This window comes from Diaminobutyricimonas sp. LJ205, assembly GCF_009755725.1.
In the GTDB taxonomy this organism is placed as follows: Bacteria; Actinomycetota; Actinomycetes; order Actinomycetales; family Microbacteriaceae; genus Ruicaihuangia.
In genome coordinates this window covers 820,117-843,433 of record NZ_CP046619.1, presented here as the reverse complement: position 1 = coordinate 843,433, position 23,317 = coordinate 820,117, and the positions used below count along the sequence as shown (strand labels likewise).

Annotated in this window: 24 protein-coding genes; 5 read left to right on the top strand and 19 right to left on the bottom strand. The window is 68.2% G+C overall.

What is annotated here, in order from left to right; all coding sequences use genetic code 11:
* Nucleotides 1-127: 127 nt before the first annotated feature.
* The 8 genes from GO591_RS04045 to GO591_RS04010 all read right to left on the bottom strand — a co-directional run bounded on the left by GO591_RS04045 (nt 128) and on the right by GO591_RS04010 (nt 9,746).
* Nucleotides 128-1,597: an FAD-dependent oxidoreductase gene (locus GO591_RS04045; protein ID WP_157155633.1), complete on the bottom strand. Its 1,470-nt coding sequence runs from the start codon at nt 1,595-1,597 to the stop codon at nt 128-130.
* Nucleotides 1,527-3,443: a DUF2207 domain-containing protein gene (locus GO591_RS04040; protein WP_157155632.1), complete on the bottom strand. Its 1,917-nt coding sequence runs from the start codon at nt 3,441-3,443 to the stop codon at nt 1,527-1,529. Before GO591_RS04040 ends, GO591_RS04045 begins: the two co-directional genes overlap by 71 nt.
* A gap of 29 nt (nt 3,444-3,472) precedes the next feature.
* Complete coding sequence (locus tag GO591_RS04035) at nt 3,473-4,060, bottom strand: GDSL-type esterase/lipase family protein (RefSeq protein ID WP_157155631.1); 588 nt, start codon at nt 4,058-4,060, stop codon at nt 3,473-3,475.
* Nucleotides 4,061-4,225: 165 nt separating this feature from the next.
* A complete protein-coding gene (locus tag GO591_RS04030; RefSeq protein ID WP_157155630.1) occupies nt 4,226-5,134 on the bottom strand; it encodes a CAP domain-containing protein in 909 nt (302 codons plus the stop codon).
* A 257-nt stretch (nt 5,135-5,391) separates the two neighbouring features.
* Nucleotides 5,392-6,255 carry an aldehyde dehydrogenase family protein gene (locus tag GO591_RS04025; protein WP_157155629.1) on the bottom strand — a complete coding sequence of 288 codons (864 nt, stop codon included), beginning with the start codon at nt 6,253-6,255 and terminating at the stop codon, nt 5,392-5,394.
* A complete protein-coding gene (locus GO591_RS04020) occupies nt 6,255-7,793 on the bottom strand; it encodes an aldehyde dehydrogenase family protein (RefSeq protein ID WP_157155628.1) in 1,539 nt (512 codons plus the stop codon). The genes GO591_RS04025 and GO591_RS04020 overlap by 1 nt, the downstream gene beginning before the upstream one ends.
* 7 nt (nt 7,794-7,800) lie before the next feature.
* Nucleotides 7,801-8,811 (bottom strand): deoxyribose-phosphate aldolase, encoded by a 1,011-nt coding sequence (gene deoC, locus GO591_RS04015; RefSeq protein WP_157155627.1) that lies wholly within the window; start codon nt 8,809-8,811, stop codon nt 7,801-7,803.
* Nucleotides 8,812-8,813: 2 nt separating this feature from the next.
* Nucleotides 8,814-9,746, bottom strand: coding sequence for a sugar-binding transcriptional regulator (locus tag GO591_RS04010; RefSeq protein ID WP_157155626.1), 933 nt, complete (start codon nt 9,744-9,746; stop codon nt 8,814-8,816).
* 272 nt (nt 9,747-10,018) lie between these two features.
* On the opposite strand from GO591_RS04010, the gene GO591_RS04005 reads away from it, so the two are divergent.
* Nucleotides 10,019-10,948: an ROK family protein gene (locus GO591_RS04005; protein ID WP_157155625.1), complete on the top strand. Its 930-nt coding sequence runs from the start codon at nt 10,019-10,021 to the stop codon at nt 10,946-10,948.
* On the opposite strand, the gene GO591_RS04000 is transcribed toward GO591_RS04005, so the two are convergent.
* Genes GO591_RS04000 through truB form a run of 5 tightly spaced genes read right to left on the bottom strand, consistent with a single transcriptional unit; the run spans nt 10,945 to nt 14,849 of the window.
* Entirely contained in the window at nt 10,945-12,171 is a 1,227-nt protein-coding gene (locus GO591_RS04000; RefSeq protein ID WP_157155624.1) for an MFS transporter, read from the bottom strand. The genes GO591_RS04005 and GO591_RS04000 overlap by 4 nt on opposite strands.
* Nucleotides 12,168-13,139 carry a bifunctional riboflavin kinase/FAD synthetase gene (locus GO591_RS03995; protein ID WP_157155623.1) on the bottom strand — a complete coding sequence of 324 codons (972 nt, stop codon included), beginning with the start codon at nt 13,137-13,139 and terminating at the stop codon, nt 12,168-12,170. Before GO591_RS03995 ends, GO591_RS04000 begins: the two co-directional genes overlap by 4 nt.
* A gap of 1 nt (nt 13,140) precedes the next feature.
* A complete protein-coding gene (locus GO591_RS03990) occupies nt 13,141-13,557 on the bottom strand; it encodes a hypothetical protein (RefSeq protein ID WP_157155622.1) in 417 nt (138 codons plus the stop codon).
* A gap of 21 nt (nt 13,558-13,578) precedes the next feature.
* Nucleotides 13,579-13,947 (bottom strand): hypothetical protein, encoded by a 369-nt coding sequence (locus GO591_RS03985; RefSeq protein ID WP_157155621.1) that lies wholly within the window; start codon nt 13,945-13,947, stop codon nt 13,579-13,581.
* A complete protein-coding gene (gene truB, locus GO591_RS03980; protein ID WP_157155620.1) occupies nt 13,944-14,849 on the bottom strand; it encodes a tRNA pseudouridine(55) synthase TruB in 906 nt (301 codons plus the stop codon). Before truB ends, GO591_RS03985 begins: the two co-directional genes overlap by 4 nt.
* Nucleotides 14,850-14,886: 37 nt before the next feature.
* On the opposite strand from truB, the gene GO591_RS03975 reads away from it, so the two are divergent.
* Both GO591_RS03975 and GO591_RS03970 read left to right on the top strand, forming a co-directional pair.
* Nucleotides 14,887-15,888 (top strand): ketopantoate reductase family protein, encoded by a 1,002-nt coding sequence (locus GO591_RS03975; RefSeq protein ID WP_157155619.1) that lies wholly within the window; start codon nt 14,887-14,889, stop codon nt 15,886-15,888.
* A 73-nt stretch (nt 15,889-15,961) separates the two neighbouring features.
* A complete protein-coding gene (locus GO591_RS03970) occupies nt 15,962-16,438 on the top strand; it encodes an AAC(3)-I family aminoglycoside N-acetyltransferase (protein ID WP_157155618.1) in 477 nt (158 codons plus the stop codon).
* 60 nt (nt 16,439-16,498) lie between these two features.
* On the opposite strand, the gene GO591_RS03965 is transcribed toward GO591_RS03970, so the two are convergent.
* The 5 genes from GO591_RS03965 to GO591_RS03945 form a co-directional block, all read right to left on the bottom strand.
* Nucleotides 16,499-16,945, bottom strand: coding sequence for an SRPBCC family protein (locus GO591_RS03965; protein ID WP_157155617.1), 447 nt, complete (start codon nt 16,943-16,945; stop codon nt 16,499-16,501).
* 112 nt (nt 16,946-17,057) lie between these two features.
* Nucleotides 17,058-17,669, bottom strand: coding sequence for a nucleoside/nucleotide kinase family protein (locus tag GO591_RS03960; RefSeq protein ID WP_157155616.1), 612 nt, complete (start codon nt 17,667-17,669; stop codon nt 17,058-17,060).
* 9 nt (nt 17,670-17,678) lie between these two features.
* On the bottom strand, nt 17,679-18,956 hold the full coding sequence (locus GO591_RS03955; protein ID WP_157155615.1) for an RNA polymerase sigma factor: 1,278 nt from the start codon (nt 18,954-18,956) through the stop codon (nt 17,679-17,681).
* Between the two features lie 10 nt (nt 18,957-18,966).
* A complete protein-coding gene (locus GO591_RS03950) occupies nt 18,967-19,386 on the bottom strand; it encodes a YciI family protein (protein WP_157155614.1) in 420 nt (139 codons plus the stop codon).
* Nucleotides 19,387-19,521: 135 nt separating this feature from the next.
* Nucleotides 19,522-20,721 (bottom strand): thiolase family protein, encoded by a 1,200-nt coding sequence (locus GO591_RS03945; protein WP_157155613.1) that lies wholly within the window; start codon nt 20,719-20,721, stop codon nt 19,522-19,524.
* Nucleotides 20,722-20,781: 60 nt separating this feature from the next.
* On the opposite strand from GO591_RS03945, the gene fgd reads away from it, so the two are divergent.
* The gene (fgd, locus tag GO591_RS03940) at nt 20,782-21,801 is read left to right on the top strand and encodes a glucose-6-phosphate dehydrogenase (coenzyme-F420) (protein WP_157155612.1); all 1,020 of its coding nucleotides are present in this window, start codon (nt 20,782-20,784) and stop codon (nt 21,799-21,801) included.
* 29 nt (nt 21,802-21,830) lie between these two features.
* Entirely contained in the window at nt 21,831-22,694 is an 864-nt protein-coding gene (locus tag GO591_RS03935) for an HhH-GPD family protein (RefSeq protein ID WP_232466265.1), read from the top strand.
* A 119-nt stretch (nt 22,695-22,813) separates the two neighbouring features.
* On the opposite strand, the gene rbfA is transcribed toward GO591_RS03935, so the two are convergent.
* A complete protein-coding gene (gene rbfA, locus GO591_RS03930; protein ID WP_157155611.1) occupies nt 22,814-23,293 on the bottom strand; it encodes a 30S ribosome-binding factor RbfA in 480 nt (159 codons plus the stop codon).
* Nucleotides 23,294-23,317: the final 24 nt, after the last annotated feature.

Sequence of the window (23,317 nt, the reverse complement as noted above, 5' to 3'; positions counted from 1 at the left end):
CGAAAGTAGGGGACGGGGGCGTCACTGTCAAACCGGACACGAAGAATGCGCAGCCTGCATTTATCGATTCCGCTGGTCGAGCTTGCCGAGGCAGGTCTCGGCGGGCTCGACCAGCGGCAGGCGGCGGCTAACGCTTGGGGCGCATGTCCTTCTTGGTGGGCCCCTCGAGGCGTGCCCCGGATGCCGTGAACCGACTGCCGTGCGCCGGGCAGTCCCAGGAGAGTTCCTGGTCGTTCCAGCCGAGCACAGCACCGAGGTGCGGGCAGACGGCGGACAGGGAGCAGGTTTCCCCGCCAACGGTGGACACCGCGGTCGGCGCGAGGCCCATCCGGCCGACGATTCCCTCGCCCTCGGGCGGCGGGGCATCCGGGAGCCGCGTGCTGAGCGCCTTCGCCCAGCCGCGCGCGTACCACCAGGCCACGGCGGCGTTGGAGCCGAGGCCGGCGGCGAAGGCCATTGGGGTGGTTGTCCGGTGATGGAGTACCTGTGCCCAGGGCTGCTGCCCACCGAGCAGGTCACCGGCGAGGGTGAGCGCGCACTGCACGGCGTTGGTCATCCCCCACTTGTCGTAGCCGGTGGCGAGATAGATGCGGCCGCGGCCGCGCGGCATCCAGCCGACGAACGGCACCTTGTGCGGGGTGCGGTAGTCCTGCGCGCTCCAGGAATGCGTCAGCCGCGCATCTGGCCAGTGTTCATGGGTGAAGTGGATCAGGTCGGCGACCAGCGCCTTCGGCGATTCCGCGCGGCCGACCGGATGCCCGTTGCCGCCGACGACCAGGTGCGAGCCGGCGGTGCGGATGCTGCGGGTCGGCTCATCGACCGACAGGTACATGTCAGGCGGGGGCGCGCCGACGCCCTCGAACGCGAGCCCGTAGGAGCGCATCGCCGCCAGTTTCGCCCAGTACAGGCCGCGGTTCAGCACCGGCGGGCCGCTGGCGAGCACCACCTTGCCGGCGACCACGCCACCGCGAGGCGTGCGCACCCAAACCGGATCGCTCGCCTCGATCCCCGTCACCATCGCGCGTTCGAAGATCACCCCGCCATGGGTTCGCAGGTCGGCGGCGAGCGCGGCCAGCACGTCCATCGGGTCGAGCTGTGCCTGGTCGGCGAGGCTGAGGGCACCGGTCACCGGGAACGGCAGGGAGCTGTCGTCGCTCAGTCGGGTGTCCAGGCCGACCGATCGGGCCGCACGGTGCTCCCGTTCGAGGATCTCCCGGCCGGCCTCGGTCGTCGCGTAACTCACCGCGTCGCGTCGTTGGTACGGGATCTTGTGTTCGTCGGCGTAGCGGAGAAGCCAGGCCTGCCCCTCACGGTTGGCCTCCACATAGGCGGCGACGATCGAGGGATACATGCGCCGCTGCAACTGTTCCAGGTGGTGCCCCTGCAGCAGGCTCACCTTCGCGGTGGTGTTGCCGGTGGTCACCGCGCCCACCGAGCGTGCTTCCAGCACGGCCACCTTCTGCCCGGAACGTGCGAGCAACAGCGCAGTGAGCATGCCGGTCAGGCCCGCGCCGACAATGACGGTGTCATACCGGGAACCAGGGATGAAGGCATCCGTCTCGATGGTGTCCGGTCGGTCCAGCCAGAGCGAAGTCATGCGGCCACCGTACGCGCGGGGCGTCGGGCTGAACAGGCTTCGTTCGATGGGCAGGCTCCGGATGCCGCTGCCTCACCCGCCGCGGGGTCAGACCCCGCCGCCACCTCCGCCGCCACCGCCGCCGCCGGACGACCCGCCGCCGGATGATCCGCCGCTGGTGCTGCTCGCGGTCACCGTGCTGGCCGAGGTGCTGAGCCCGCTGACACCCGCGGCGAAGATCGCCGCATTGAAGGGCTGGTTGCTGACGTACCAGTCCGGGCGGCCGTCCTCGTACTGAACAGCGAGTTGCTCGGCCCAGTCCTTCTCCAGGTTGAACAACACCGCGTATGGCAGCATCCGCTCGTTCAGTTTCAGCATCTCGCGAGGGTCGTCGACGTGAACCGGGGTGCGGAGCGCACCCTCGGGGCTCTGCAGCACCCGCAGCCGATCCTGTTCGGCGACCTTGATGTAGAGGTGCATGCCGCGCAGGTGATCGCGCAGTTCGGCTCCGGCGGCGGTGAGCGGCCGGCGGAAGATCGAGATGGCGACCGCGGCGACCGCAAGACCTGCCGGGATCACGAGCAGCAGCGGAATCGCACCGCCACGGCTGTCGGCGGTGATCAGGATTCCCGGTGAACAGCACGATGGCGGCGGCGATCACGGCGATGATGAACGGCACGATCACCTGTCCCGCGGCAACCCGTCGACGCAGCCCACGGCGCACGACATCGCGGTGGACGGATCGCTGCAGGGAACTGATGCGCGTGCCGAGCTTGGTGTCCGTGCCGGTCAGTTCGTACTCGGAGCCATCCCGGAGCCCGCTGCCGAAGAATGCGGTGAGCAGCCGCCGCGGCAGACCGGTGACCCCGTCGGCGGTGACCAGTTGCAGCGAGAAGGTGTCCTTGGCCCAGGGCTTCTCGTTCTCGATGATGCGGATCCTTCGGTGCACGGCGAGATCGATCAGCTGCGCCGCGATTGCGCGGCCGCTGCGGCCGACGATGTCGGCGCTCCCCAGCAGGTCGTTGCCATCCGGCGGCAGGTACTCGGCAACGATTGTCGGCCGGCCGTCGGCATCGCGGGTGACGGTCGCGCGGATGGCGAAGCCCCAGATCGCCGCGCCGATAGCAGCCAGCAGGGCGATCAGTTGCACCCAGCTGATGGGGTTGGCGAAGTAGCTGCCGTCGCGCGCCACGAAGGTGCCCGGTTCGAATGCGACCGCGACGGTGACGTTCTCGAAGGGTGCCAGGCCGGCATCCGATGCCGTGATGACCCCGCCAGCTTCCCCGATCTGGCATTGCTCGGTGGAACCTTCCGCTCCGGTGTAGCAGGCCAGCTCTCCGGTGAGCCGGTCAGCGATCGCCGGATCCACGTGGACTCGCGCGGTGACCGCCCCGAACGGCTGTGCCCAGTCGGTGCCGTTGGTGTCCCAGTAGAACTCGTCGACGCCGGTGTCCTCGAAGAACCGGGTGACGTTCTTCTGCTCGTAGGTGATGACGTAGGTCTGCGCGCCGTGCACGTAGTCGTCCGCGGCGATGGTGACTGAGAGCAGCCCGTCCTCGGCATCGGTCTCGAACGCGCGCGCGGTGCCGTTCTCGTCGGTCACGCTGGTGACGGTCAGGTCGGTGGGATGCCCGTCGTAGTCTTCGACCAGGGCCCGGCGGATGCCGCGGTTCTGATCCGTCTCCGGGAATCGCGCGACAAAGGTCTCAATGGTCCGCAGCGTCGAGTGGCCGGACTCATCAACGCCCAGGTAGTAATCGGCCTCGAAGCTGTCGAAGGTGAAGTCGTCGACATCCGCAGCCGCGGCAGTCGGCACGCCCAGGAGCAAGAACGCGGCAGCCAACAGCACCGCGAGGAAATGTCGCATAACTCGAGGGTACTTGTTGGACCCGAGCCTCAGACCTCGATGATGCTGATCGGCCGGCTCATCGGTGGAGCCTCGTACAGCCGCTCGAGCCCCGGCCGAAGTTCGGTCAGCCAGGCCTCATAGCCGGCGTCATTGAGGTGCAGCCGGTCCTCACTGAAGATCGGGTTCAACTCTTCGCCGTCGAAGGCGAGCGCGGGCCAGAGGTCCAGATACTGTGCCCTGACGGTCGCGGAGAACTGACGCAGGTGCCGGTTCGCGTCCTTGATCTCTGCTGCAAACTCGCGGCCGCGCGGCGGGATTGACTGAAGCAACAGCCGCACCCCGGGAAGGTCCCGGCGCAAATCGACCAGGATCGATTCGATGTTGCGCACCACGTACTCGGTGGAACGACGGCGCTTGCCGAAGTCATTGGTGCCGATCATCAGCGCGATCGCCTGCGGTTTCGCCGCCACGATCTCGTGGAGGCGCTCCAACAGGTCGTCGGTCGTGTGGCCGGCGACACCGTGGTTCAACGCCTCGAACTCGGGGAACCACTCCTGCCAGCGTCCGCTGGCCGTGAGACTATCCCCCGCGAATACGATCCGATCCAGTGTCCCCTGTTCCGCCTGTTCCGCCATGTTGATCCTCCCGGGTCGCCCACTATTCAATTCCCTCTACCTGTGAATTGTCGAGGGCTACTTGAACGTGCGGCTTGCCGCTGATCGAGCCTGCCGAGATCTCGGCAGGCTCGATCAGCGGAGTGCAGGCTTGACCGTCGGGGGGAGGCTCGGCCGGCGGGCTGCCTACAGGTGCTTGGGCTGGCGGCGGCCGCCAAGGTAGCGACGCACGGTCGGGAACGCGGCGTACGCAGCGAGCACGATCACGGCAAGAACGAGAGCAAGCGCGGTCGGCATCCAGTTCAGCTCCTGGCTGTCGGAGACCAGGGTGGCATCCGTGCGCTCGGCGCGCTGGTCGGCGTTCTGCTTGGCGTCGCGCTTCGCGTTGTTGTTCTCGGTGGAGTGCGGGTTCGCGATCGCCTCGGCGACGGCGGCGCTCTTCTGCTCGGCTGCGGCGGCTTCTGCGGCGGCTGCCTCAGCGGCGGCCTGCTCAGCCGCGGCGGCTTCTGCTGCAGCGGCTTCGGCGGCGGCCTTCTCGGCTGCGGCGGCCTTGGCGGCTTCTTCCGCCGCGGCGTTAGCGGCGGCATCCGGAGCAGGCTTGGCTGCCTGCTCGGGGGCCGGGGCCGGCGCCGGGGCTGCAGCTGAAGCGCCGTACTTGCCGAAGACCTGGACACCCCAGGTGGTGCCTCCGGCGTTGATGAAGGCGATGCCGACGTCGGTGTAGTCGCCCAGGATGTTCGCGCGGTGACCGGACGAGTTCATCCAACCCGCCTGCATGGCGGCGCCGGTCGGATGTCCCTGCGCGACGTTCTCGGCGGAGCGAGTCCAGCCGCCGGGGATCTGGTCGGAGTAGTTGGGGTTGTGGCTCAGGGTGCCATTCGCGGCCATCTGGTTCGCCCAGTTCGCGGCGACCTGATCCATGGCGGAATTCCGGTTGAGTGCGCCGAGACCTTCAGCGGCGCGGGCCTGGTTCACCAGGCTGTGGATCGTTCCCGTCTCCGAGGCGTGTGCAGGGGGCGCGGAGATGAACAGTGCGCCAAACGCGAGGAGGAGAGCGATGAGGACAGCGGAGAGGGTTCGGGTGGCGTGACTCATGACCGTACGAGGATAGCTACGCCCTTTCGGGGGTAACTGGAGATGCTCTCAGGTAGAGTTCGCCTCAAAAATCGGACTTATGCAAGCCCGTGCTGCGCGCGCTCCTCAACCACCGACCCGCACACCGGCGAACCGCCGTCGCAGGCTCCGGCGGCGCTGGCGTCGCGGAATCGCTGGCGCGATTCCCATAGCTCCAGCGCGCGAGCGCGTGTTTTCCTCCCGAGCGTGCGGGCTCTTGGGTTACAGCATCGACCGTGTTACAGCATCGACTTGGTGTGCCAGACCGTCTTCGTCTCGGTGAACGCGGTGATCCGCTCGAGCGAGGCGGCCGGGATCCCCGGCTCCGGGGTGAGCACGCGCTTGAGTGTGTCCGCTGCGGCGATCTGCAGGTCAATCCAGTCGAGCGCGCCGGCACCGGTCAGATCCAGCGCGTTCACGTCGGCGTGCGCCGCGAGCCACGGGGCGATTTCGGCGGGCGAGCCGGTGAGCAGGTTGACCACTCCCCCGGGCACGTCGCTGGTCGCGAGCACCTCGGACAGGCTGATCGCCGACAGCGGCGCCTTCTCGTTGGCGACGACCACCGCGGTGTTGCCTGCGACCAGGACGGGTGCGAGCACCGCGACCAGGCCGAGCAGGCTGTCGCCGGTCGGTTCCTGCGGTGCGATGACGGCGACCACGCCGGTCGGCTCCGGGGTGGACAGGTTGAAGTAGGGACCGGCGACCGGGTTGCCGTTGCCGGCGACCTGCACGTACTTGTCGGCCCAGCCGGCGTACCAGACCCAGAGGTCGATCGCGGCATCCACCTGCTGCGCCGCGGCAGCGGGACTCACACCTTCAGCTGACGCGATCTCGTCGACGAACTGCGCCCGCCGCCCCTCGAGCAACTCGGCGATCCGGTAGAGCACCTGGCCGCGGTTGTAACCGGTCGCGCCGGCCCAGCCACTGAGGGCACCGCGTGCGGCGAGCACCGCGTCGCGGGCATCCTTGCGGCTGGCCTTCGCGGCGTTGGCGAGGAAGTCGCCCTTGCGCGTCGCGACCTCGTAGGTGCGGCCGGATTCGCTGCGCGGGAACTTGCCGCCGATGTACAGCTTGTACGTCTTGGGGATGGTCAGGCGCGTCATCACTTGGCCTCCTTCTTGGTCGACTTCTTGGGTGCCGCGGCGGGCTTTGCTTCGACAAGCGGTGTCGAGGGAGCGGCGCTGATACGGGGCCGGCCGGCGGATGCCCCGGACTGCAGGTAGGCCGCCAGGCCATGCCGGCCACCCTCACGGCCGTAGCCGGACTCCTTGTACCCGCCGAACGGGCTGGACGGGTCGAACCGGTTGAAGGTGTTCGCCCAGACCACACCGGCGCGCAGCTTGTCGGCGACGGCGAGGATCTTCGATCCCTTGTCGCTCCAGATGCCGGCGGACAGACCGTACGGGGTGTTGTTCGCCTTCTTCACTGCCTCATCCGGGGTGCGGAAGGTCAGCACGGAGAGCACCGGTCCGAAGATCTCGTCCCGGGCGATCCGGTGGCTGGTCGACACATTCGTGAAGATCGTCGGGGCGAACCAGAAGCCGTTCTCGGGAATGACGCAGTCGGCGGTCCAGCGGTCGGCGCCCTCCTGCTCGCCGATGTCGGACAGCGTGCGGATGCGCTCCAGCTGCTCCTTGGAGTTGACCGCACCGATGTCGGTGTTCTTGTCGAGCGGGTCACCCAGGCGCAGCGTCGACAACCGGTACTTCAACCGGTCGATGACCTCGTCGTGGATGTTCTCCTGCACCAGCAGGCGGCTGCCTGCGCAGCAGACGTGGCCCTGGTTGAAGAAGATGCCGTTGACGATGCCCTCGATGGCCTGGTCGATGGGCGCGTCGTCGAAGACGATGTTCGCGGCCTTGCCGCCGAGCTCGAGGGTGAGCTTCTTGCCGGTGCCGGCCGTGGAGCGAGCGATCGACCGGCCGACGGCGGTGGAACCGGTGAAGGCGACCTTGTCGACATCCGAATGATTGACCAGAGCCTCCCCGGTGTCACCGGCGCCGGTGATGATGTTCACGACACCCGGCGGCAGGTCGGCCTGCTGCAGGATCTCGGCGAACAGCAGCGCCGACAGCGGCGTGGTCTCGGCGGGCTTCAGCACGACGGTGTTGCCTGCGGCGAGCGCCGGGGCGATCTTCCAGGCGAGCATCAGCAGCGGGAAGTTCCACGGGATCACCTGGGCGGCGACACCGAGCGCGCGGGGGTTGGCGCCGAGGCCGGCGTGGTCGAGCTTGTCGGCCCAGCCGGCGTAGTAGAAGAACCAGGCTGCGACCAGCGGGATGTCGCTGTCGCGACTCTCCTTGATCGGCTTGCCGTTGTCCAGGCTCTCGGCGACCGCGAGCTCGCGGGCGCGTTCCTGCACCAGGCGAGCGATCCGGAACAGGTACTTGCTCCGGTCGGCGCCGCTCATCTTCGACCAGGTGCGGTCGTGAGCGCGGCGGGCGGCGGCGACGGCCAGGTCGACGTCGTGCGCGTTGGCGTTCGCGATCTCCGCGATCTTCTGCTCGGTGGCCGGCGAGATCGTGGTGAAGCCCTCGCCGTGGCCGTCGACGAACTCGCCGTCGATGAACAGGCCGTAGCTGGGACGCAGATTGAGGATCGCCGGCGACTCGGGAGCCGGGGCGTATTCGAGGAAGTTCATGAGGGTCCTAATCGATCGTCACGTAGTCGGGGCCGCTGTAGTGGCCGGTGGTCATCTTCTGGCGCTGCAGCAGCACGTCGTTCAGCAGACTGGATGCGCCGAAGCGGAACAGGTGCGGGTTCAGCCACTGTTCGCCGACCGTCTCGGCGACGGTGACGAGGTACTTGATGGCGTCCTTGGAGGTGCGGATGCCGCCGGCCGGCTTGACGCCGATCTTCTCACCGGTGAGCCGGTACCAGTCGCGCACGACCTCGAGCATCAGCAGGGTCACCGGTAGGGTCGCCGCGGGCGACACCTTGCCGGTCGAGGTCTTGATGAAGTCGCCACCGGCGAGGATCGCCAGCCAGGAGGCACGGCGCACGTTGTCGTAGGTGTTCAGTTCGCCGGTCTCGAGGATGACCTTGAGGTGGGCGTAGGTGCCGTCGGGACGGCGGCAGGCTTCCTTGACGGCGACGATCTCGTCGAAGACGAGTCCGTAGCGTCCGCTCAGGAACGCACCGCGGTCGATCACCATGTCGATCTCGTCGGCACCGGCGGCAACCGCGTCGGCGGTGTCGGCGAGCTTCACGGCGCGCGAGGCGCGACCACTGGGGAACGCCGTCGCGACCGCGGCCACGTTGATGCCGCCGTTGTCCAGGCCCTTGGCGGAGCCGAGCGCCTCGACGGCATAGGGCACCATGTCGCCGTAGACACAGACGGCCGCGACCCGCGGGGTGCTCGGGTCGGAGGCATCCGGAGTGATCGCCTTCGCGACCAGCGAGCGCACCTTGCCCGGGGTGTCAGCGCCCTCAAGGGTGGTCAGGTCGATCAGTTCGATGATCTTGTCGATCGCCCACTTCTTCGACGTGGTCTTGATCGAGCGGGTGCCGAGGCCGGCGGCGCGCTGTTCAAGGCCGACGGCGTCGACGCGGGACAGTCCCTCGAGGTGCAGCTTGAGGCTCTTCTCGGTGAGATCCGAGCCGATCAGCTGCACGGCGCGCTCGGCGGGCGCCAGCGCGATGGGATGTTCGAGTGTCATGGTCATTCCTCCAATAGGGCGGACGCGGTCGCCTCGTCGGTGACGACGACCGAGCACAGCCCGTTCGCGACCACCGCCCTGGCGACGTGATGCTTCGCGGATCCGGCGATGGCGAGCACAGCGGTGCCTGCCTGCCGTAGTCGGTCGAGTCCCAGTCCCACCGTACGCTCATCGAGGCCCGGGTCGACGATGTTGCCGTTGGCGTCGATGTACCGGCCGACGACATCGCCGACCGCACCCTTGCGCACCAGTTCGGTGACATCGTCCGGGGTCAGGTAACCGCTGTCGACGAGCACGCTGGTGTCGTCGGCGACGCCGGCGCTGTACAGGTAGACGGATGCCGTTGTTGCCTGGTCGAGGACGCCGGCGACGGTGCGATCGGCTTCGATCGCCCGCTTGGTTTCCTCTCGTTCGAGGATGGCCGGGCTTGGCAGCAAGGTCGCCTGGCCCCCGGCCTTGCGGGCGATCAGCGTGGCGGTGTCGGCGGCGGTGCCTGCGCGCTTGTTCAGTGAGACGCCGCCGTTGATCTGCACCACGGCCACGCCGCGTGCCCAGCCGTCGGGCAGGTGCCTGGCCACATCATCGAGGGTGCGTCCCCAGCTGATGCCGAGCACGCGCGGCACCGGGCGCAGGGCGACGAGGTAATCGGCAGCGGCCTGGGCGACTCGCTCGCGCGCCTCGTCGTCGGCGACCGCGGGGACCACGATGGCGTCGGCGAGGCCGAACCGCTCCCGCAGCTGGCGTTCGATCGCGAGGCGACGTGCGCGCGGGTGCACGATCTCGATGCGGACGATGCCGGTGTCACGCGCCTGCGCGAGCAGTCGGCCGACCTTCCAGCGGGTGATGCCGACCAATGCGCCGATCTCGTCCTGGGTCTTGCCTTCTTCGTAGTAGAGCTCGGCGACCCGCACGGTCGTCAGGGTGTCATCAGACATGGGTCGCCTCCTTCCGTGCTCAAGCGTACGCCGGCTCCAGCATCCGTTGGTCGGATTGCTCATATGAGCAGCGGATGCGTGTGCGTGTGCACATTCGCGCATCCGGTTGCACATCCAGATTCGTTTGCCGGGGGTGCTCCTGCATTCCGCAGGATGTTCAAGGGGACACGCCGCCGCAGCGCAGTGGCTTCACGGCGCGTCGCCCGAAAGTCCTGCGGAACGCGGCAGGGGTGCGGCTGAGGATGGGCACACCGCCGTCGTACGCTGTGCGCATGGTGTTCGTGCTCGCGGTCGACTTCGGAGGAACCAAGGTCGAGGCCGCCCTGGTCGATGAGCACGGGGTGGTGCTCGAGGGCAGCCGGTCGCGGCAGCCGACCGGGGCGCGGTCCCGGTCCGATCAGCTCGCCGAGGCGGTGCGCGCGGTCGCCAGCGATGCGCTCGGCGGCCTGCCGACCGGGGATCGGCTGATCGGTGTCGGCATCGGCTCCGCCGGACCGATCGTCGTCGAGTCCGGCCGGGTCAGCCCGCTGAACGTTCCCGCCTGGCGCGACTACCCGTTGCGCGCGCAATTGGAGGCACTGGTGCCCGGGCTGCCGGTGCGGCTGGCCATGGACGGCCTCTGCATCACGCTGGCTGAGCACTGGATCGGCGCCGGGCGAGGCATCGACAACCTGATGGGCATGATCGTCTCCACCGGGATCGGCGGCGGGCTGATCCTCGGCGGGCACACGGTTCCCGGACCGACCGGCAACGCCGGACACATCGGCCACGTCGGTGTCGGAGGCTTCGACGACCGCTGCGCCTGCGGCGGCGTCGGCTGTGTCGAGGCGATCGCGTCCGGCCCGAAGACGGTGGCCTGGGCGCAGAAGCACGGATGGCGCGGCAGCACCGGCGAAGACCTCGCCGCGGATTACGCCCGCGGCGAGAAAATCGCTGTGCAGGCAGTGGCCCGCGCCGGGCGCGCGCTCGGTCAGGCCATCGGCTCGGCCACCTCGCTCACCGACCTGGAATTGGTCGCGATCGGCGGTGGGTTCGCGCGGGTGAGTCCCGACCTGTTCCAGATCATCAACGACACCATCGCCGAACGCGCCGAGTTCGGTTTCGTCACCAAGGTGCGGGTGGTGCCGTCCGGCCTGTCCGATGAGGGGCCGCTGATCGGTGCCGCGGCACTCGTGCACCGGGGCGAAGTGGCTGGCTTCTAGCGCACCAGTTCGTCGTCGACCATGCGGTTCTTCAGCAGCAGGATGCCCGCGACGAACGCACCAAGCGAGGTGCACAACAGGAACACCAGCGGCAGCGCCCAATCACCGGATACCTCGAACAGAACACCGAACAGCAGCGGGCCAAGCCCGGCGACGGTGTAGCCGATGCCCTGCGCGAATCCGCTGGTCGCAGCGGTGACGACATGGTCTCGGGTGCGCAGGTTGATCAGCGTCAGCGTGACGGGGAACAGAATCGGGCCGCCGGCGAGCACCACCCAGAGCGGGGCGAGCGCCGGGACCAGCAACAGGCCGGTGTAGCTGATCGCGAGTTGCGCCGCTCCGATCAGCACCAGCCAGGCGCCGTTCTTCGCCCGCTGGGTGAGGAATGGGAACAGCAGCCCGAGCGGCAATCCGACCAATGCGTAGACCGACAGCAACGCCCCGGCGGCTCCCTGGGACAGACCAGCCCAGTCGGTGAGCATCGGCGGCAGCCAGGCGAACATCGTGTACGCGCTCAGTGAGGAGGTCCCCATGGACATCGCAAGCGCCCAGGCGGTGCGTGAGCGCAGCAGCCGCGCGAGCAGTTCCTTGCCCGGCACTTCGACTTCGGGCGCTTCTTCGGCCGCCGTCGCCACCAGACTGCGGCGGTGCTGCACGAGCACCGCCATCCACGGCACCAGCGCCGTCAGGCCCAGGCCCGCCCAGACCAGCATCGAGACACGCCAGCTCGCGGCATCAGCGACCGGCGCTGAAATCGCCGCCGGAATCGTTGTCGAGATCGCCAGCAGAGTCACATACACCGAGGTGAGCAGGCCGATCCTGTCCGGGAAGTAGCGCTTGACCGCCGCCGGCAACAGCACATTGCCGATGCCCATTGCGACGAGCGCCACCGCGCTGGAAACCAGGAACATCGAATACTCGGTCGCCGCCGCCCGCACCAGGAAACCGGCCACGATCAGCACACAAGCGACCACGAGGGTCGCCTCCAGCCCGATGCGGCGGGCCAGTCCCGGGCTGAACAGCCCGGCGAGCGCGAACATGATCGCCGGCAGCATTCCGAGCACGCCCAGCGCGACCGAGCCGAGCGGGATGTCGACGCTGATCTGTTCGACGATCGGTGAGACCGACGTGACGGCGGTGCGCATGTTCAGCGCGAGCAGCGCGATGGCGAGGAGCGCGAGCGTGCGCCCAGCCCAGAGGGGTCGTGCCCGTACAGTGGTCACGCGGGAAGTCCGGTGCCCTCGCGTCCGGGCAGCGGAGCCTCGGCGAGGAGGACGCGGGTGTCCTCGACATCCTGCCTCAGCTGCTCGATCAGCGCTTCGATGGTCGTGTACTTCACCATGCCGCGCAGGCGATCGAAGAACGAAACCTCGACGGTCTTGCCGTACAGGTCGATGTCCTCATCGAGCACGTACGCTTCCACCTGCCGCGCCGGGACACCCTCGAAGGTCGGGTTGTCGCCGATTGAGATCGCGGCCGGGTACACGGTGCCGTCAACAGTCAGCCAGCCGGCATACACGCCGTCAGCGGGGATCAGGCCTTCAACGCCAGGCTTGAGGTTCGCGGTCGGAAAGCCCATCTCGCGGCCGCGCTTCTCCCCCGGCACAACGATCGAGCGCACCGAGGGCAGGTGGCCGAGTACGGCGGATGCCTCGCGGATGTCGCCGCGGGCGAGCGCTTCCCGCACCCAGGTCGACGATGCCCGACGTCCGGTGTCGGCAAGCACCTCGTGCACGCGCCGCACCTCGAAGCCGTACCGGGCACCTGCCTCGATGAGGGTGTCGACGGTCCCGGCGCCGCGGGCACCGAAGCGGAAGTCCGCCCCGACCAGCACGATCTTCGCGTGCAGCGCATCGACCAGGACGCCCTGGATGAATTCCTCGGGGCTCTCCTGACTGAGGGCACGGTCGAAGGTCAGCATCAGGGTGGCGCCGATGCCGACCTCGGTGAGCCGCTCCAGCTTCTGCGCGTTGCTCAGCAGCGGCTCTGGGCAGAGCTCGGGGCGCAGCAGGGCCAGCGGGTTGCGGTCGAAAGTCACCACCGTCGGGGTCAGGCCCGCGGCATCCGCCATGCTGTGCAATTCGGCGATCACCGCACGGTGTCCGGCGTGCACGCCATCGAACTTGCCGATGGTGACGGCGCTCGGCCCGAAGTCGGCCGGAATCTCGGCGAGGGAGGTGAATACCTGCATCTCAGGCCACCGCCGCGCTGCTCGTGCGGGTGCGGTGCGTGTACAGCCAGATCAGGCCGAGCACCGGCAACACCAGCGGTATGAATACGTAGCCGCTGCCGAACTGTGACCAGACCGACGGGTGCGCGAAGAGTTCGGGCTGGGTCACGCTGAGGGTGCCGACGACCAGCACGCCGATCAGCTCGAAGGTGATGGTGGCCCAGGCGATCGGCCGCCACGACGGCACGATCAGCGCGATGGTGGCGACGATGTAGACCACGGCGGCGACCGCGGAGAGTATGTAGGCGAGCGGGGCCTCGTCGAACTTGGTGAGGATCTGGAAGACCGACCGCCCCGTGGCGCCAATCGCGAGGATGCCGTAGATGAGAACGAGCACTCGTCCGACGCCGGACATGCGGGTGGGGGCTGCTTGGGACATATCGTCCCTAATGTTAGGCGCTCAGACCATCTGGACGAACCAGATCTGGTTCATCCGCAGCACCATTACGGCGATCGCGAGGCAGGCGGCGCCGAGCACCACGGTCGACCAGCGGTTGCGTTCGACCAGCCCCCAGAACGCGGCGAGCGGCGGGATCAGCACGGCCGACACCAGGTAGGCCCAGAATTCCAACGGATGTCCGGTCGGGGTGTTGCCAAGGAACGGGGCGACTATCGCCATCACGACCTGCACGATCAACAGCAGTTCAACCAGGATCACCGCGCCCAGGGTGAGGTCGTTCGGCTTCTTGCCGATCGCGCCCATGATCAGGCAGAACAGCCCGGCGAGAATCGCTGTGCCCGCCTGCAGCCAACTGAACCACTCGATCACGAAAGCACCTCATCAGTCGGAAAGTTCACCAGAGCACGTGCGCGCCCGTTCGTGAGAGTCAACAGCCCGATCAGTCTGCCATCCGGTGACAGCGCGGCCGCGCAGGCGGCATCGGGCGCGTCGAGGGTGATTCGCTTGCCGTTGGTGAGGTCTTTGGTTTCGTCGGCATCCAGCTGCACGGTCGGAAACAGCGTGGCGGCGACCGCGGCCGGGTCGAGCAGGCCATCGCCGAGCCCGTCGGGGGTGGCGTCGGTGAGGGTGCCGGCATCCGTGATGGCGAACGGTCCGACCAGGGTGCGGCGCAGCACGGTCAGGTGACCGCCGACTCCGAGCCCGCCGCCGAGGTCGCGGGCCAGGGCGCGGATGTAGGTGCCCGAGGAGCAGACCACGCGCACATCGATGTCGAGGTGATCGCCGCGTCGGATGTCGAGGACTTCGAACTCGTGGATGGTGACCGGGCGGGACTTGAGCTCGACGGTCTCCCCCGCGCGGGCCCGGTCGTAGGCTCGGCGGCCGTCGACCTTGATGGCGCTGACGCTGGATGGCACCTGTTCGATCGGCCCGGTCAGCGCGGCGATGCCCGCGGCGATCGCGTCATCGCTGATGCCGGTGGTGTCCGTGGTCTCGCCGAGCTCGCCCTCGGCGTCATCCGTCGTCGAGGTTTGGCCGAGCCGGATGGTGGCCGTGTACTCCTTGTCGAGCCCGACCAGATAGGTGAGCAGCCGGGTCGAGCTGTTCAGGCCGAGCACCAGCAGACCGGTGGCCATCGGGTCGAGAGTGCCGGCGTGGCCGACCTTGCGGGTTCCGGCGAGACGGCGCACCCGGGCGACGACGTCATGGCTGGTGAGTCCCGCCGGCTTGTCGAGCAGCAGGATGCCGCTGCGCTTGCCGATCTCACCCACACCTCAACGCTACCGGAGCGGCAATAGGCTTTCGGTCATGCGAATCGCGGTGCTCGGAGCTGGGGCGATGGGCGGCACGGTTGCCGCCCTGCTCGCCCGGGCCGGGCATGAGGTCGAGGTCACCGCTCGCGGGCCGAACCTCGCCGCGATCGCTGAACACGGCATCCGGCTGAGTGGCGCCTGGGGCGAGTACACCGCGGCGGTGCTCGCCGGTCCGCGGCTGACGGTGTCACCTGGGCTGGCGATTGTTGCCACCAAGGCGATGGATGCCGCGGAAGTCGTGCGTGAGAACGCCGACGTGCTCGCCGGGGTGCCGCTCGTGGTGATCCAGAACGGGCTCGGCGGCCTGGAAAGCGTGATCGAGGCGGCCGGCGGGTCGGACGTGGTCGGCGCGCTGTCGATGCTCGCCGCGTCGTATGTTGCCCCGGGCGAGATCACGGTGACCGCTGCGGCACACACCTACGTCGGGAGCGCGCACGGCTCCCCCGCTGCGGCGCAGGCGGCGGCATCCGTGCTGAACACTGCCCTGCCGACCTCGGTGGTCGACAACTTCGAGGGCGCCCGCTGGACGAAGCTGCTGGTGAACCAGGTGAACGCGTTGCCGGCGATCACCGGCACCAGTGTGCAGGCGGTTATCGATGATCCTCGGCTGCGGCGGATCATGACCCGCAGCATGCGTGAGACCGCCCGGGTGGGCCTGGCTCGCGGAGTGCGGTTCGCGACGCTGCAGGGCATCACGCCGCTCGCCGTCTGGGCCCTCGCCCACGCACCACTCTGGGTGGGTGAGCGAGTGCCGCGCGGCATCCGCCAGTACCTCGGCGACGTGCCGAATCCGGCGTCGACGCTGCAGTCGATCCGGCGCGGGCAGTCCAGCGAGATCGACTTCTTGAATGGGGCGGTCGTCGAGCAGGCGCTGCGAACGGATGTCGCCACGCCGATCAACCGGACGCTGACCGCCCTCGTGCACGAAGTCGAGCGCACCGGGCGACACCTGTCGACCGAGGAAGTCGTCGCCAGGGTTTCCCCGGTGGTTGAGTAGCCGCGCGAGCTTGCGAGGCCGGTGTATATCGAAACCCTTGATGGCCGCCGAACGGCTGAGTTACGTTCATGCCATGTCAGAGCCCGTCACCATAACCCAGTTGACGCCCGGCGACCTGCCGCTGATGCGGTCGCTGAACACCCTGTTCTCCGAGGCATTCGACGATCCCGAAAGCTATGCCGCCGAGCCGCCGAGTGACGGCTATCTACAAGCCCAGCTGGGCAAGCAGCATGTGATCGTGCTGACCGCTTCGATCGGTGACACTATCGCCGGCGGATTGGTGGCCTACGAGCTCGACAAGTTAGAGCAGGCGCGATCGGAGGTCTACATCTACGATCTCGCGGTGGCAGAGGGCTTCCGTCGGCACGGCGTCGCCACGGCCCTGATCGGTCGGCTCCAGGAAATCGGGGCGGAGCGCGGCGCATGGGTCGTGTACGTCCAGGCCGACTACGGCGATGAGCCGGCGATTGCGCTGTACAGCAAGCTCGGGGCGCGCGAAGAGGTGATGCATTTCGACATCCCGGTGCCTTCGGCCGGGCCCAACCGTTGATCGAGCCTGCCGAGATCTCGACAAGCTCGATCAGCGGGTGCGGTCGTCAGCTGAGCTTGGTCACGCGGCTTCGCAGGCCCGTTTCAGGTCCACCAGGTCCTGATGCAGTGCCTTCTTGGCCGCACCGGCGAACAGCGCACCGATGACGCCGGTGATGCGCGCGCCGAAGGTGAGCGGGGTGCCTTCAAACCTCAGATCGACGCGGGTACCGCTCCCCTCCGAGGTGAATCGGTACTCGCTGCGATAGTGGGTTCCGCGCGACTCGGCCTCTGCCACATAGGACGCGTCCTGTTCGTACCCGGTGACCCACATTTCCTCGGTCGCCTCTCTTCCGAACATCGTGCGGGTCTCACGCCATTTGGTGCCCAGATTCAACTGGGCAGGACCGGCGAGCACCTCGATCTTGGTGATGCCACCGATATTGGCTGCGGCATTCTCAAGGTCGCAGAAGACCTTGAACACGCGCGCACGGTCGGCGTTGATGCTGATGCTGTCCTGGATCTTCACGACGCTCCTCTGCGGCTCCGCCGGTTGTGGCGGGTAAGACTGTGCCAACCGTAGCGCTCACCACCGTCACTGTGGTCGCCGGCGGCTTGTGAGCCTACGAGCCCGAAACAGCTCAGCAGGAGTCGGCGAAGATGCGCTGCGGATTGTCGGGGTCGGTGTTGTTGATGAGGGCGGTGGCCTTTTCGGTCGGGTCGGTGTCCTTGCGGTACACCGAGACGACCGCATTGGTCTCGACATCCGTCGCCTGCAACGGAACCGGCACCTCGAGCCAGATCGAGTAGTTCCACAGGCTCGACAGCTCGGGCCGGTTCACGAACAGCCCGTCGACGATGAGAATGGCGTCGGCCGGCCCGCTCTGCCACTTCGGCTCGATCTGCATGTCGCGTTCGAGATCGAAGTCGCGGGTCACGAAACCGGTGCTTCCGCCCATCCGGAACGGCTCGATCAGCACCCGCCGGAAGCGCGAGTAGTCGAAGGCGTCCCGATAGAAGTCGCCTGGAGAGTCGCCACGGGCAACGCGCTCGGCGCGCGGCCGGTGAAAGTCCCGCATCGACGCTCGAAACACGTCGTGGTCGACGCGCTTGAAGGCTGCGGCAAGGTCGTCCGCGAATGCTGTGGTGCCGGCATCCGGAAGCCCATCGACCGCGATGATCGCCCGTCCTCGTCCGTAGTTGTGAAGCACCTCGGCTGCCAACGCGTCGAAAAAGTCCCTCTTGTCCGGCATTCGTCCAGCCTACGACCGCCCGCTGAACTGCTGGGCGCGCGCGAGCAGCAGCGCCTTCTCCCGAGCGTTGTCGGTCAGTTCGGCCGCACGCTCGAACTCGTGCCTTGCCTCATCGGTTCGGCCGACCTTGGCGAGCAGGTCGGCGCGCACCGTCGGCAGCAGGTGGTAGCCGCGCAGTGCGGTGTGCTCGCGCAGCGCGTCGACGATCTCGAGCGCTGCGGCTGGGCCGCGCAGCATGGACACGGCCACCGCCCGGTTGAGTTCGATCACGGGCGACGGCGTCAGAGTGCCAAGTTCTTCGTACAGCGCGACGATCCGCGCCCAGTCGGTCTGCTCGATGCTTGGCGCGGTGGCGTGGCAGGCGGCGAGCGCCGCTTGCAGCGTGTACGGGCCGCGCGCCTTTCCGCTGGTCGATGCGGCCAACTCGTCGGTCCGGGCCAGGGCAGCCAGACCCCGACCGATCAGCAGCCGGTTCCAGCGGGTGCGGTCCTGGTCGGCGAGCAGGACCGGTTCGCCGTCCCGGCTCGTGCGCGCGCCCAGCCGCGACGCCTGCAGCTCCATCAGCGCGACCAGGCCATGCACTTCGGGTTCACGCGGCACCAGTTCGGCCAGCATGCGTCCCAGCCGGAGCGCCTCATCGCACATCCCGGGACGCATCCAGTCGTCGCCGGATGTCGCGGAGTATCCCTCGTTGAAGATCAGGTAGATGACCTCCAGCACCGAGGACAGCCGCCCGGTGAACTCGGTGTGGTCCGGCACCTCGAACGGCACGTGCGCCGCTGTCAGCGCACGCTTGGCCCGCACGATCCGCTGCGCGATGGTCGGCGTCGGCACAAGGAACGCGCGCGCGATCTCCTCGGTCGACAATCCGCCGACCAGTTTCAGGGTGAGCGCGACCCGCGCCGGTTTCGGCAGCACCGGATGGCAGGCAACGAAGACCAGCCGGAGCACGTCGTCGTCGATCACCGCGGCGAGCGCCTGCTCCGGCTCGCCGAGATTCTCGGATCGCTCGAGCGCGTCGGCAAGCAGCGCGTACTTGTTCTCCAGCGACGCCTGCCGGCGCCAGGTGTCAATAGCCCGACGCTTCGCGATCGCGGTCAGCCAGGCGCCCGGGTTCTTCGGCACCCCGTCGCGCGGCCACTGCTCGAGTGCTGCGACGAGTGCGTCCTGGGCGAGATCCTCGGCCAGCGCGACATCCCCCACCATCCGCACCAGCGCACCGACCACCCGGGCCGACTCGATGCGCCAGACGGCCTCGACGGCGCCGTGCGTCGTCGAGGCCGTCATCTGGCGTCCCCTAGGCGGTGCGTGACTCGCCCGTGGCCTCGCGCCATTCCTTCTCTTTCTTCACATACTCGTTGTCCTGGTCGAACTCCGAGATGTCGAAGACCTGGCGCACCTCGACCTGGGCAGTGCGCAGCGGGATGCGGCGTGCCCACTCGATGGCCTCGTCGCGGTCCCGCACCTGGATGATCCAGAACCCCGCGAGCAGTTCCTTGCTCTCGGTGAACGGGCCGTCGACGACGGTGCGTTCGTCGCCGTCGTAGTGCACGCGCACGCCGGTCGAGCTCGGGTGCAGGCCCTCACCGGCGAGCATGACGCCCGCCTTGATCAGTTCCTCGTTGTAGGCGCCCATCGCGTTCAGAGCCTCGTCGCTCGAGCCGGCGGCCGCCTCGGGGCTGCTCTCGTCGGACTGCAGCAGCATCATGAACTTCATCGTGATCTCCTCGTGTTTGCGGGGCTGAACTGCCCCTCACCAAGACGTCGAGCGAGCGCAGCAATTTTCGACATGCGCCAATACTTTTTTACGCGGCCAGTCTTGCCGGTCGGCGCGGTCTAGTCGAGAGCCGCCTCAGCCGTCGTAGCGCCGGATCAACGCGGCGAGCGCCTGGCCACCGCCGATGCACATCGTCACGATGCCGTACTCGAGGTCGCGCCGCTTCAGATCGAGCGCCAGCCGCAGGGTGAGGATCGCGCCGGTCGCGCCGACCGGGTGGCCGAGCGAGATCGCGCCGCCGTAGGGGTTGGTGCGCTCGGGGTCGAGGCCGGCGTCACGGATGACCGCGACGGCCTGCGAGGCGAACGCCTCGTTCAATTCGACGCTGCCGACATCCTTCGGTTTCAGCCCGGTCTGCTCGAACAACCGGTTCAGCGCGTGCGTCGGCGCATAGCCCATCAGTTCCGGTTCCATCGCCGCGGTCGTCACATGCTCGATGGTGGCAAGGCCAGACAGGCCGCGTTCGCGCACGTCGCCTTCACGCATCAGCACCACGGATGCCGCGCCGTCATTGATCCCGGACGCGTTACCCGCGGTGACCATGCCGCCCTCCTGGAACGCCGGGCGCAGGCTGGCGAGCGCCTCCAGGGTGGTGCCCGGCCGGGGGTGCTCGTCGACGCTGACCTCGACCGGTTTCCGGCTGGCTGTGGTGACCGGCACGATCTCCTCGGCGAACGCGGCCTTCGCCGCATCCGTCGCCGCACGCCGTTGGCTCTCCACCGCGAACTCGTCCTGCTCCACCCTCGACACCCCGTATTTGACGGCCACGTTCTCGGCGGTGACACCCATGTGCCGGTTCGAGAACGGATCGGTGAGCATCGCAATGGTGCCATCCTGCAGCGTGCGGTCACCGAGTTTGTCGTTGTAGCGGGCGTTGAAGTCGTAGAACGGCATCCGGCTCATGTTCTCGTTGCCGCCGGCGAGCACCACATCAGCGCCGCCGGACTGCCTACCGCCCCACATCAGCTGCATGGCCCCGGACCAGATCGCCTGCAGTCCACTGCCGCACAACCTGTTCACGGTGTACGCGGGAATGTTGTTCGGCAGTCCGGCCTCGAGCGCGACCCGGCGGGCGTTGTAGGCATCCGGCCCCACCTGGCCGATGCAGCCCATGATCACCTCGTCCACGTCGTCGGCGGCGATGCCGGTGCGGCGCAACGCCTCCTCGGATGCGCGGGCGCCGAGCAGGTAGCCGGGGGTGTCTTTGAACGCTCCGCCGAAGCTGCCGATCGGGGTGCGCGCCCCACCGAGAATGACGACCTTGTCACTGTGCATGTCCACGTCCTCCTTGACGTTCGCGAGCGTACCGGACCTCGACGTGATTCACTGTCCATCATGACGCTCACCCTCGGTTACAAGGCCTCTGCCGAACAGTTCTCCCCGCGTGATCTGGTCGAGTTCGCGGTCCAGGCGGAATCGCACGGTTTCGAATCGGTGTCGGTCAGCGACCACTTCCAGCCGTGGCGGCACGAGGGCGGGCACGCTCCGTTCTCGCTGGCCTGGCTGGCAGCCGTCGGTGAGCGCACCTCGAGCATCCGGATGGGCACCTCGGTGATGACCCCGACGTTCCGGTACAACCCGGCGGTGATCGCGCAGGCGTTCGCGACCCTCGGATGTCTCTACCCGGGTCGTGTGATGCTCGGAGTCGGCACCGGTGAGGCGCTGAATGAGATCGCCACCGGATTCCGCGGCGCAGGCGCGCAGGACTGGCCGGAGTTCAAGGAGCGCTTCGCCCGGCTGCGTGAGTCGGTGCGGTTGATGCGCGCCCTGTGGACCGGCGACCGGGTGACCTTCGAGGGCGAGTACTACTCCACCCACGACGCGTCGATCTACGACCGGCCCGAGGGAGGCATCCCGGTGTACATCGCCGCGGGCGGCCCGACCGTCGCCAAATACGCCGGCCGTGCCGGCGATGGCTTCATCTGCACCTCGGGTAAGGGGATGGAGCTCTACACCGACGAACTGGTGCCCGCCGTGAAGGACGGGCTGGAAGCATCCGGTCGCACCTTCGACCAGATCGACCGGATGATCGAGATCAAGATCTCCTACGAGGAGGACCAGCAGACGGCACTGGAGAACACCCGGTTCTGGTCGCCGCTGTCGCTGTCGAAGGAGCAGAAGCACGACATCACCGACCCGGTCGAGATGGAGCGGGTCGCCGACGCGCTGCCGATCGAGCAGATCGCGAAGCGCTGGATCGTCGGCACCGACCCGGATGCGGTGGTCGCCGATGTGGCGAAGTACGTCGATGCGGGATTCAACCACCTGGTCTTCCACGCGCCCGGGCACGACCAGGCCCGGTTCATGCAGCTGTTCGAACGGGACCTCGCACCGCGGCTGCGCGCACTGGCCTGACGGGCGCCGGGCTGACCTACGCTGGTGGGGTGCTTGCCCCAACCGTGATCGCGTGGTTCCGCGCGAACGGCCGAGACCTTCCGTGGCGCCGGCCCGGCTACCCGGCCTGGGGCATCCTCGTCTCCGAGGTGATGCTGCAGCAGACGCCGGTGGCCCGGGTGATCCCCCGGCTGGAGCAGTGGCTCGAGCGCTGGCCGACGCCGGCGGCGCTGGCCGCGGATGCCCCGGGTGAAGCAGTGCGCGCCTGGGACCGGCTCGGCTACCCGCGCCGGGCGCTCAACCTGCACGCAGCGGCGGTGGCGATCACCGAGCGGCACGACGGCGTGGTGCCGCACGACGTCGACGAGTTGCTCGCGCTGCCCGGGATCGGCGCCTACACTGCACGCGCGGTGGCCGCGTTCGCGTATGGCCGGCGGCATCCGGTGGTCGACACCAACGTGCGCCGGGTGATCGCCCGCGCCGTCGACGGACAGGGTGAGGCCGGTCCCCCGCGCACGCGCGTCGACCTCGCCGCGATGGAGACGCTGCTCCCCCACGACGATGCCGAGGCGAAGCTCACCAACGCCGGCGTGATGGAACTGGGCGCGCTGGTCTGCACCGCCCGAGCACCCCGCTGCGAGAAGTGTCCGATCGCCGAGCTGTGCGCCTGGCGACTGGCCGGCAAACCGCCGTACGAGGGCCCGCGGGCCGCCGTGCAGAAGAAGTACGAGGGCAGCGACCGTCAGGTGCGCGGACTGATCATGGCCGAGCTGCGGGCAAGCGACATCCCGGTCACGCACGCTGAGATCGAGCAGGTGTGGTCGGATGCCCCGCAGCGCGAGCGTGCGCTGGCGGGGTTACTCGCCGACGGACTCGTCGTCGGTGACGCGGCGGTCGGCTACCAGTTGCCCTGAGCTTGTCGCGCTTGAGTTCGGTGGCCCCGGAGCGTGCGACCTAGTCGAGGACCGCCGTCGCAGGCTCCGGCGGCGCTGGCGTCGCGGATCGCTGGCGCGATCCCTTGAGCTCCAGCGCGCTAGCGGGACTCCTCGGGCTGGTCCTCGTCCCAGACGTCCTCGTCATCGTCCTCGCCGATGACGCGCGGCTTCACATACGGGTCTTCGTCGCCGGCGTACTGGGCGCCAACGGCGAGGTTGTGCGAGACAGCGTCCCGCTCCTTGGCTTCGGCCAGCAGCTGCTCCATGTGCGCCGCGTTCTCGGGCAGGGCGTCGTGGATGAACTCCAGCGACGGCGTGAGCCGGGCGGTGATGTTCTTGCCGACTTCGCTGCGGAGCATCCCAGTCGCCGATTTCAGGGCCGCGGCCGAATCGGCGCGTTCCTCGTCGGTGCCGTACACCGTGTAGAACACGGACGCGTGCTGCAGGTCGCCGGTCACCCGCACGTCGGTGATCGTGACGAAACCGAGCCGGGGATCCTTGATGCCGCGGTCGAGGCGCCTGGCGATGATCTCCTTGATGCGGTCGGCCATCTTACGGGCGCGCTGTGGGTCAGCCATTGTTCAATTCTGCCTTTTTGAGAG

Bases quoted from the DNA above. Each gene is read 5' to 3' on its own strand.
- GO591_RS04045 (WP_157155633.1), bottom strand. From the start codon at position 1,597: ATGACTTCGCTCTGGCTGGACCGACCGGACACCATCGAGACGGATGCC.
- GO591_RS04040 (WP_157155632.1), bottom strand. From the start codon at position 3,443: ATGCGACATTTCCTCGCGGTGCTGTTGGCTGCCGCGTTCTTGCTCCTG.
- GO591_RS04035 (WP_157155631.1), bottom strand. From the start codon at position 4,060: ATGGCGGAACAGGCGGAACAGGGGACACTGGATCGGATCGTATTCGCG.
- GO591_RS04030 (WP_157155630.1), bottom strand. From the start codon at position 5,134: ATGAGTCACGCCACCCGAACCCTCTCCGCTGTCCTCATCGCTCTCCTC.
- GO591_RS04025 (WP_157155629.1), bottom strand. From the start codon at position 6,255: ATGACGCGCCTGACCATCCCCAAGACGTACAAGCTGTACATCGGCGGC.
- GO591_RS04020 (WP_157155628.1), bottom strand. From the start codon at position 7,793: ATGAACTTCCTCGAATACGCCCCGGCTCCCGAGTCGCCGGCGATCCTC.
- deoC (WP_157155627.1), bottom strand. From the start codon at position 8,811: ATGACACTCGAACATCCCATCGCGCTGGCGCCCGCCGAGCGCGCCGTG.
- GO591_RS04010 (WP_157155626.1), bottom strand. From the start codon at position 9,746: ATGTCTGATGACACCCTGACGACCGTGCGGGTCGCCGAGCTCTACTAC.
- GO591_RS04005 (WP_157155625.1), top strand. From the start codon at position 10,019: ATGGTGTTCGTGCTCGCGGTCGACTTCGGAGGAACCAAGGTCGAGGCC.
- GO591_RS03995 (WP_157155623.1), bottom strand. From the start codon at position 13,139: ATGCAGGTATTCACCTCCCTCGCCGAGATTCCGGCCGACTTCGGGCCG.
- GO591_RS03990 (WP_157155622.1), bottom strand. From the start codon at position 13,557: ATGTCCCAAGCAGCCCCCACCCGCATGTCCGGCGTCGGACGAGTGCTC.
- GO591_RS03975 (WP_157155619.1), top strand. From the start codon at position 14,887: ATGCGAATCGCGGTGCTCGGAGCTGGGGCGATGGGCGGCACGGTTGCC.
- GO591_RS03970 (WP_157155618.1), top strand. From the start codon at position 15,962: ATGTCAGAGCCCGTCACCATAACCCAGTTGACGCCCGGCGACCTGCCG.
- GO591_RS03960 (WP_157155616.1), bottom strand. From the start codon at position 17,669: ATGCCGGACAAGAGGGACTTTTTCGACGCGTTGGCAGCCGAGGTGCTT.
- GO591_RS03955 (WP_157155615.1), bottom strand. From the start codon at position 18,956: ATGACGGCCTCGACGACGCACGGCGCCGTCGAGGCCGTCTGGCGCATC.
- GO591_RS03950 (WP_157155614.1), bottom strand. From the start codon at position 19,386: ATGAAGTTCATGATGCTGCTGCAGTCCGACGAGAGCAGCCCCGAGGCG.
- GO591_RS03945 (WP_157155613.1), bottom strand. From the start codon at position 20,721: ATGCACAGTGACAAGGTCGTCATTCTCGGTGGGGCGCGCACCCCGATC.
- fgd (WP_157155612.1), top strand. From the start codon at position 20,782: ATGACGCTCACCCTCGGTTACAAGGCCTCTGCCGAACAGTTCTCCCCG.
- rbfA (WP_157155611.1), bottom strand. From the start codon at position 23,293: ATGGCTGACCCACAGCGCGCCCGTAAGATGGCCGACCGCATCAAGGAG.